This is a genomic window from Streptomyces sp. IBSBF 2435 (genome assembly GCF_036815005.1).
Lineage (GTDB): Bacteria > Actinomycetota > Actinomycetes > Streptomycetales > Streptomycetaceae > Actinacidiphila.
Genome location: NZ_JAJSYW010000262.1, coordinates 1 through 7,002 on the forward strand (window position 1 = coordinate 1; position 7,002 = coordinate 7,002).

At 70.4% G+C, this 7,002-nt stretch carries 6 protein-coding genes and 1 pseudogene; all 7 read right to left on the bottom strand.

What is annotated here, in order from left to right; all coding sequences use genetic code 11:
- Positions 1–34: 34 nt before the first annotated feature.
- Entirely contained in the window at positions 35–1,120 is a 1,086-nt protein-coding gene (locus V7E46_RS31315; RefSeq protein ID WP_333771577.1) for an MCE family protein, read from the bottom strand.
- A complete protein-coding gene (locus V7E46_RS31320; protein WP_333771578.1) occupies positions 1,117–2,148 on the bottom strand; it encodes an MCE family protein in 1,032 nt (343 codons plus the stop codon). Before V7E46_RS31320 ends, V7E46_RS31315 begins: the two co-directional genes overlap by 4 nt.
- Entirely contained in the window at positions 2,145–3,410 is a 1,266-nt protein-coding gene (locus tag V7E46_RS31325; protein WP_333771579.1) for an MCE family protein, read from the bottom strand. Before V7E46_RS31325 ends, V7E46_RS31320 begins: the two co-directional genes overlap by 4 nt.
- A complete protein-coding gene (locus V7E46_RS31330) occupies positions 3,407–4,222 on the bottom strand; it encodes an MlaE family ABC transporter permease (protein WP_329179537.1) in 816 nt (271 codons plus the stop codon). Before V7E46_RS31330 ends, V7E46_RS31325 begins: the two co-directional genes overlap by 4 nt.
- A 4-nt stretch (positions 4,223–4,226) precedes the next feature.
- Positions 4,227–4,955 (bottom strand): MlaE family ABC transporter permease, encoded by a 729-nt coding sequence (locus tag V7E46_RS31335; protein WP_333771581.1) that lies wholly within the window; start codon positions 4,953–4,955, stop codon positions 4,227–4,229.
- A gap of 80 nt (positions 4,956–5,035) precedes the next feature.
- Positions 5,036–6,019, bottom strand: a complete 984-nt coding sequence (locus tag V7E46_RS31340) for an ABC transporter ATP-binding protein (protein ID WP_333771580.1) — start codon at positions 6,017–6,019, stop codon at positions 5,036–5,038.
- 57 nt (positions 6,020–6,076) lie between these two features.
- A pseudogene (locus tag V7E46_RS31345) lies at positions 6,077–7,002 on the bottom strand (DUF6801 domain-containing protein); the annotation flags it as partial.

The following is a 7,002-nucleotide window of genomic DNA, read 5'->3' on the forward strand; positions in this document are numbered from 1 at the left end:
GGGGGGGGGGGCCGGGGGCGCGGGCGCGGGATGGTCATGACGCTCCTCCCGTCGCCTTGGGCGGCATGCAGCCGGTGGCCGGCGGGGTGCCCGCGGGCAGATAGCTCTTCGGCACCAGACCGCACAGATAGCTGTCGAACCAGCGACCGTTGCCCAGGGTGTTGCCGACCAGCCGGTAGTAGGGGCCGGCCAGCGCCAGCGCCTGGTCGAGGCTGGACTGGTTGGCGACCAGCACACCGGTGACCCGGTCCAGGGCGTCCAGGGTCGGGGCGAGCTGCCGGGTGTTGTCGGCGACCAGGCCGCTCAGCTGGATGCCCAGGTCCTGGGTGCCGGTGAGCAGGGTGTGGATGGCGTCCCGCCGTTTCTGGATCTCGCCGAGCAGCAGGTCGCCGTCCGAGATCAGGGTCTGGAAGCGGCTGTTCTGGTCGGAGAGGGTCTGGGTGAGCTGCTTGCTGCCGGTGAGCAGTTCGGCGAGCTGGGCGTCCCGGCTGGAGATGGTCCGCGACAGGGACGACAGCCCGGTGGCGGCGCTGCGTACGGACGACGGGGTGTCCTTGAAGGTGTCGGAGATCGTCTGGAAGCTCGCCGCGAGCTGCCGGGTGTCGATCGACCCGAGGGTCTGGCCGAGCCCGTTGAAGGCCTGCGTGACGTCGTACGGCGAGGTGGTGCGGCTCTTCGGGATGCGGGTGCCGGGGTTCTGCCTGCGGCTGCCGAGCGGGTCGAGGGCCAGGTACTTCTCGCCGAGCAGCGTCTTGATGCCGATCGCGGCGGTGCTGGCGTCGCCGATCCAGGTGTGCCGGACCTCGAAGCTGACCTTGACCTGGGCGCCGTCCAGCGACACTCCGGTGACCTTGCCGACCTTGACGCCGGCCACCCGTACCTCGTTGCCCGGGCGCAGGCCCGCCGCCTCGGTGAAGTTCGCCGAGTAGCCGGTGCCGCCGCCGACCACCGGCAGGGCGTCGGCGTTGTAGGCGACCAGGCCGGCCAGCGCGAGCACCAGCAGGCCGATCGCGCCGACGGCCACCGGGTTGCGCTCCCGCAGCGGGCGGAAGAGCGGCCTGCCGCGGTTCGCGGGGTCGCGGAAGGGCGGCCGGAGGCCGCGCAGACGCGGGCGGTTCATGACCGGCACCTCGCTTCGGTGATCGCTATGCCGGTGGGCGGCTTGCTGCCGTCGGAGGTGGTCACCCCGGCGACGGTGGCCTGGCACAGGTAGAGGTTGAGCCAGGAGCCGTACGAGGAGAGCCGCCCGATGGCCCGGAACTTCTGCGGGGTGTTGACCAGGAAGTCCTGCAACTGCGGTGTGGCGTCACCGAGGTTGGTGGACAGCCTGCCGAGCTGCGCGATGGAGTCCTTGAGCGGCTGCCGGCCGTCGGTGAGCAGGCCGGCGGTGCTGGTGGTCAGCTGGGAGATCGCGGTGATCGACTGGCCGATCGGCTCGCGGTCGCCGGCGAAGCCGGTGACGAGCTGCTGGAGGGTGGTGACCAGGTCGTTGAAGTTGGCCTCGCGGGTGTTGACGGTGGTCAGCACGCTGTTGAGGTTGTCGATGACCTGGCCGATGACCTGGTCCTTGGCGGCCAGCGTGGTGGTCAGCGAGCCGATGCTGCCGATCAGGCTGTCCACGGTGCCGCCCTCGCCCTGGAGCACCTGGACGATCTCGCCGGCGAGCTGGTTGACGTCCTTCGGGGACAGGCCCTCGAAGAGCGGCTGGAAGCCGGCGAAGAGCTGGGTGAGGTCGAGCGCGGGGGTGGTGTGGTCCAGCTGGATGGTCTGGCCGGGCTGGAGGGTCTGGCCGACCGGGCCGGTGCCCTGTTCGAGGTCGATGTAGCGCTGGCCGACGAGGTTCAGGTATTTGATGGTGACGTCGGCGGACTTGGGCAGGGTGCGCTCGCGCTGGACCGAGAAGTGCACCTTGGCCAGGTGGCGCTGGTAGACCTTGATCGAGTCGACCTGGCCGACCTTCACCCCGGCGATCCGTACGCTGTCGCCGGACGCGAGGCCGGTGGTGTCGGTGAACAGCGCGTTGTAGCCGGAGGTGTCGCCGACGCCGGCGCCCGCGATGCTGACCGCGAGCGCGGCGGTGGCCAGCGCGGTGACCAGGATGAAGATCAGCGACTTGATGACCGGTCCGGCCAGGCTGCGGCGCTTCACTTGACGGTCACCTCCGCTCCGCGGAAGACCGGCCCGGTCAGCAGGCTGCTCCAGTCGGGCAGCGACTGCGCGGTGGTGTGCGCGCCGGGGGCGAGGAGTTCGTCGATCAGCTCGTTCTCCTGCGGGGAGTTGGCCAGCGCGGCGGTGCCCTTGCCGGTGTAGGGGACGGGGTAGCACTTCGGGCCGCCGCTCGCGCCGTACACCGGGGTGTCCTTGCCCGCCACGTACTTGCCGCGCGAGGGGACCGTGGTCAGATCGACGTGCAGGCCCGGCTCGTGGCTGCCCTTGCCGAGCGCCTTGTCCATGACGGGCACGAAGTCGGCCAGGGTGCGCAGGGTGCACGGGAAGGAGGGCGCGTACGTCGCGAGCACGCCGAGGGTGCCGCGGCTGTCGGCGGCCAGCCGGATGAGGTTGTCGCTGTTCTGCCGCAGGTACGCCGTGACGTCCTGGGCGGTCCCGGTCGCGGTGCCGTACAGGGTGCTGAGGTCGGCCTGCTCGTCGGCGATGGTGCTGCTGGTCCTCGTGAAGTCGGTGAGGGCCTGCACGATGTCGGGGGCGGCGGCGTTGTAGACGCGGCTGACGGTGACGAGCTGCTTGATGTCGTCGTTGAGCGCCGGCAGTTCGGGGTTGAGCTTGCGCAGGTAGCCGTCCAGCTGGACCAGGGTGGTGCCGAGCTGGGTGCCGCGGCCGTCCAGCGCGGTGGCGACCGCGTTGAGGGTGGCCGACAGCTTCTGCGGCTGGACGGCGGTCAGCAGCGGCATCACGTTGTCCAGCACCTGCTGGAGTTCGATGGCGTCGCTGGAGCGGTCCTGCGCGATGGTGCTGCTCGCGGTGAGCGTCGGGCCGCCGGCCCTGGTGTCCGCGGGCGGCACCAGGGCGACGAAGCGGGCGCCGAAGAGGGTGGTGGGCAGCATCTGGGCGGTGACGCCGGCCGGGATGCGGTGCAGCTGGTCGCGGTCGATGGCCAGCGTGAGCCGGGCGCCCGCCCCGTCGGCGTGGATGCCGCTGACCCGGCCGACGACGACCCCGCGGACCTTGACGTCGGCGCCGGGGTGCATCTCGTTGCCGACGCTGCCGGTCAGCACGGTCACGGTCGCGTCGTCGCTGAACGCCTTGTCGTAGACGGCGACCGCGAGCCATGCCAGCAGGGCCGGGACCAGCAGGAAGACGATGCCGGCCGTCCTGCGCCCCGCGGTGGTGCCGCGCAGCCGGGCGCGGCGGACCGGCGCGGCGGCGGGGGTACGGGGCTCGGTGGTGGTCATCCGGCCACCCGCACGGTGGTGGTGGCGCCCCACAGCGCCAGCGACAGGAAGAAGTCGGTGACCGAGATGATCACGATGGCGTTGCGCACCGAGCGCCCGACCGCGATGCCGACACCGGCCGGTCCGCCCTTGGCGGTGTAGCCGTAGTAGCAGTGCGCGAGGATCACGATCACGCTGAAGACCAGCACCTTCAGGGTGGACAGCAGCACATCCTCGGGAGACAGGAACAGGTTGAAGTAGTGGTCGTAGGTGCCCGGCGACTGGCCGTTGAAGAACACGGTGACCAGCCGGGAGGCCGCGTAGCTGCTGATCAGGCCGATGCCGTACAGCGGCACGATCGCCACCACCCCGGCGATGATGCGGGTGCTGACCAGGTACGGCATGGAGCGGATGCCCATCCCCTCCAGCGCGTCGACCTCCTCGTTGATCCGCATCGCGCCGAGCTGCGCGGTGAAGCCGGCGCCGACGGTGGCGGACAGCGCGAGCCCGGCGACCAGCGGGGCGATCTCGCGGGTGTTGAAGTACGCGGAGACGAAGCCGGTGAAGGCGGCGGTGCCGAGCTGGTTCATCGCCGCGTACCCCTGGAGGCCGACGACGGTGCCGGTGGCCAGGGTCATGCCGATCATCACGCCGACGGTGCCGCCGATCACGCCGAGCCCGCCGCTGCCGAACGCGACCTCGGCGAGCAGGCGCTGCACCTCCTTGAGGTAGCGGCGCAGGGTGCGCGGGATCCACAGCACGGCGGTGACGTGGAAGATGAAGTGGTCGCCGGTCTCGTCCAGCCAGCGCAGGGGGCGGTTCAGGAGCGCCATCGGGTCAGGCCCCCTTCTGCGGGACGAGCTGCAGATAGATCGCGGTGAGCACGACGTTCACGAAGAACAGCAGCAGGAAGGTGATCACCACGGACTGGTTGACGGCGTCGCCCACGCCCTTGGGGCCGCCCTTGGGGTGCAGGCCGCGGTAGGCGGCGACGATGCCGGCGATGAAGCCGAAGATCACCGCCTTGATCTCGCTGATGTAGAGGTCGGGCAACTGCGCGAGCGACGAGAAGCTGGACAGGTACGCGCCCGGGGTGCCGTGCTGGATGATGACGTTGAAGAAGTAGCCGCCGGCCGTACCGACCACCGAGACCAGGCCGTTGAGCAGCAGCGCGACCAGCATGGTGGCCAGCACCCGCGGCACGATCAGCCGCTGCACCGGCGAGACGCCCATCACCTCCATCGCGTCCAGCTCCTCGCGGATCTTGCGCGACCCGAGGTCGGCGCAGATCGCGCTGCCGCCGGCGCCCGCGATCAGCAGCGCCACGATCAGCGGGCTGGCCTGCTGGATCACCGCGAGCACACTGGCGCCGCCGGTGAAGGACTGGGCGCCCAGCTGCTGGGTGAGCGAGCCGACCTGGAGGGCGATGACCGCGCCGAAGGGGATCGACACCAGCGCGGCAGGCAGGATCGTGACACTGGCCACGAACCAGAACTGCTCGATGAGTTCGCGGGCCTGGAAGGGCCGCCGGAAGGTGTCCCGTACGGTCGTGGCGGCGAGCGTCATCAGCTGGCCGGTCTGGCGCAGCGCCCCGGTGCCGGGGATCTGCCGGCGCGGCGCGAGCTCGCGTACGCGCACCGGTGCGCTCATGCCGGCTCTCCGTGGACGGGGGCGAATCCTGCCTGTACGGCGGTGCGGGCCGCGGCGGGCAGCTGGTCCCACATCGCCAGCACCCGGGCCTTGCGGCGCTGTACGGCCTGCCGCGGCGGCATTCCGGGGCTCGGTTCCAGCTGGGGTACGACCTCGGGGGGCCGGAGAGGCGCCCTGCCGTCGTCGGCCAGCTGCTCCATGGCGAGGGTGGCCTCGTCCTTCTCCTCCGCCATCCCGATGGGTCCCTCGCGGCGCCCGCTGAGGAACTGCCGGATCACCGGCACCTCGCTGGTCAGCAGCAGTTCGCGCGGCCCGAAGGTGACCAGTTCGCGGCGGAAGAGCATGCCCATGTTGTCGGGCACGGTCGCGGCGATGTCGAGGTTGTGGGTGACGATCAGCATGGTCGCGTCGATCTGTGCGTTGAGGTCGATCAGCAGTTGCGAGATGTAGGAGGTGCGCACCGGGTCCAGGCCCGAGTCGGGCTCGTCGCACAGGATGATCTGCGGGTCGAGCACCAGGGCGCGGGCCAGCCCGGCGCGTTTGCGCATGCCGCCGGAGATCTCGCCGGGGAGCTTGCCCTCGGAGCCGACCAGGCCGACCATGTCCATCCGCTCCATGACGACGCGGCGGATCTCCGATTCCTTCTTGCGGGTGTGCTCGCGCAAGGGGAAGGCGATGTTGTCGAAGAGGTTCATCGAGCCGAACAGCGCGCCGTCCTGGAACATCAGGCCGAACAGCTTGCGGGTCTGGTAGATGTCCCGCTCGGGGCCGTTGACCATGTCGACGCCGTTGACCAGCACCCGGCCGCGTTCCGGTTTGAGCAGCCCGATCACGGACTTGAGGAAGACGGTCTTGCCGGTGCCCGAGGGGCCCAGCATCACGCTGACCTCGCCGGGCGGCAGAGTGAGCGTCACATCCTGCCAGACGTTCTGTTTGCCAAAGGACTTCGTCAGGCCTTCGACGATCACTTCGATTCCCATTGCACCTCCCGTGGGCGGGGTTTGGATGGCCGAGCTAGGCGTCGCGCGGGGGCGCGGTCAGCGGTGGGGCGGTACGGGGTAGGGAATCGCCGGGTTGCAGTAGGTGGGGTCGGCAAGCGGTGCGCACAGCGGTCCCTGGATGAGGTTCAGCGAATTCCCCGAACCCGAGATCGCCGAGGTGAACAGGGCGTCGAGGTTTTCCCCGGTGGCGCTGCGGCAGCCGGTGAAGGGCGGGATGTACAGGTCGTCCTGCTTGATCGGGCCGCCCTGCTGGATGGCGTAGTCGGTGGGGCTCACGACCCCGTCGAGCCCGCTGCGGTTGGTGCCCACCAGCTTCAGGTTGATCGGCGCCACCGTCCGGCACGCGGAACCCACGTCCAGCGGCTGCCCGTTGATCTTCACGTCGGTGAGCCGCAGATCGTCCTTGCCGTAGATCGTGGTGACGTACAGCTCCGCGCCGATGCCGGTGGTGATGACCGTCATCACCCCGCGGGTGGTGAGCCGCATCGTGGCGGTGGTGGGCATGAAGCCGTAGGTCAGGAAGGTGGACTTGGCCGGCGGGATGTCGAAGCTGGCGACGGAGTCGAGTTCCACGTACGGCTGGTCCGGGTTGTCGAAGGAGAAGACGCTTCCCACGGTGGTGATGTCGGCCAGCGGCGGGTCGGGGGCGTTGAGGTCGTTGATGACCGCGGCCCCGTTGAGTTTCGCCACGTTGGACAGGCCGGTGATGAAGCCGCACTGGGAGAGCCGCTCGATGGGCGGGTCGCCGGGGGCCGGGTAGACGGTGGCGCCCGGCGGGCGCTGCTTGGCCTGCTCGGCGATGATCGCGGGATCGGGGTCCCCGGTGGGCGCCGGCGGGCAGTCGTTCTTGTCGGACAGGACCGGGGTGTGCACTGTGATGGTGCTGTTCCGCTTCCCGGCGGGCGGTGCGGCCGGGGACGTGCCGGCGGGCGCGGTGCCGCTCGCGGCGGGGGTGCCGGGGC

Coding starts and splice junctions, on each gene's coding strand:
- V7E46_RS31340 (WP_333771580.1), bottom strand. CDS start 6,019: ATGGGAATCGAAGTGATCGTCGAAGGCCTGACGAAGTCCTTTGGCAAA.
- V7E46_RS31325 (WP_333771579.1), bottom strand. CDS start 3,410: ATGACCACCACCGAGCCCCGTACCCCCGCCGCCGCGCCGGTCCGCCGC.
- V7E46_RS31335 (WP_333771581.1), bottom strand. CDS start 4,955: ATGACGCTCGCCGCCACGACCGTACGGGACACCTTCCGGCGGCCCTTC.
- V7E46_RS31330 (WP_329179537.1), bottom strand. CDS start 4,222: ATGGCGCTCCTGAACCGCCCCCTGCGCTGGCTGGACGAGACCGGCGAC.
- V7E46_RS31315 (WP_333771577.1), bottom strand. CDS start 1,120: ATGAACCGCCCGCGTCTGCGCGGCCTCCGGCCGCCCTTCCGCGACCCC.